The organism is Streptomyces sp. KLMMK (assembly GCF_036961605.1).
Taxonomy (GTDB): domain Bacteria; phylum Actinomycetota; class Actinomycetes; order Streptomycetales; family Streptomycetaceae; genus Streptomyces; species Streptomyces telluris.
On the sequence record NZ_JBAMDC010000760.1, the window covers coordinates 1 to 1135 of the forward strand.

General features: G+C 77.5%; 1 protein-coding gene. It reads left to right on the forward strand.

Translation table 11 applies throughout. The features are described 5' to 3' along the window. Window positions 1–894, forward strand: an 894-nt coding sequence (locus V7793_RS37785; protein ID WP_336014271.1) for a hypothetical protein, incomplete at its 5' end; no start/stop codon positions are given. Window positions 895–1135 lie beyond the last annotated feature (241 nt).

The following is a 1135-nucleotide window of genomic DNA, read 5'->3' on the forward strand; positions in this document are numbered from 1 at the left end:
GAGTTGGAGCAGCGGCTCGCCGACCTGCTGCGCGGGGGGCTGGCGGCCGCGGAGGGCGCGGGGTACGGGCAGTGGGACGAGACGGCGGCCCGCATGGTCGACGCCCAGGCGCCCGGTCTCGCCGCGCGCGTGCGGGAGTTGGCGGCCTTGCCGGGCTCGGGCGCCGACTGGGCGGGCCGGCTGCTGGAGGAGTGCGCCCTGCTGCACACCCTCAACCAGGGGTGGCTGCGCCTGGAGGAGCTGCCGGAGCCCCTGGCCGCGACGGTCCGGTCGCGGGTCGGCCTGACCACGGACGCCGCGGCGCTGCTCGCGTCCGGGACGCCGGTGCGCGACCACTGGCTGGTGCTGGCGCAGCGGGACGGCGACGACGGGCGCCTGGTCACCCGCCGGATCTGGCTCCACGGCCGGGATTCGGGCCGGATGGCCCTGCTCCTCTCCTACGGAGCGGCCGGCCGGGCACCGGAACTGTCCCTGCCCGTGGGCCTGTCCCTGGACGCGGACCTCGTCTACCACCCGGCGGCGCACCCGCTCCGCGCCGCGCTCGGCACGCGTCACGCCCCGCCCGTGGAGGGTGCGGGTCCGCCGCCGGGGGGCGGCGTGCAAGCGGCCCTCTCCGCGTACGGGGAGGCCCTGCGCGACGACCCCTGGCTGGAGGCGTGGCCGGTCGTCCTCGACGGCGTGGTCCCGGTCCCGGCCCCGGACGGCCACTGGCAACTGGCCGACGCCGAGGGCGGTCCGGCCGCCCTGCCCGTGGATCCCCGGCACCGCGACAGCACCGCCCTGTGGCAGCTGGCCTCGATATCGGGCGGCGCCCCGATCAAGGTCTTCGCCGAATACGGCCACAGGGGCGTCACCCCTCTGGCCACGTGGGCCCCGGATCCGGTCGCTCTCTGACGACCACCGGCCCACGCACGACGCCCGGCCCCGCCGCCTCGCGCCCCCGCCGCAACGGCGAGCGACCACCCCACCACCCCACCGGCGGTGCCGGGCCCCTCCCGGGCAGCCCGTATCGCCCCATCCGTCAGGAAAGGCAGCGCATGAACCGTACTTGGGACGAGCTCGTCACCTCCGCTCTGCTCGGGACCGGGCGGCGTGTGCCGCCCGTGCAGGTGCGGGACGGACAGGACGCGGCCGT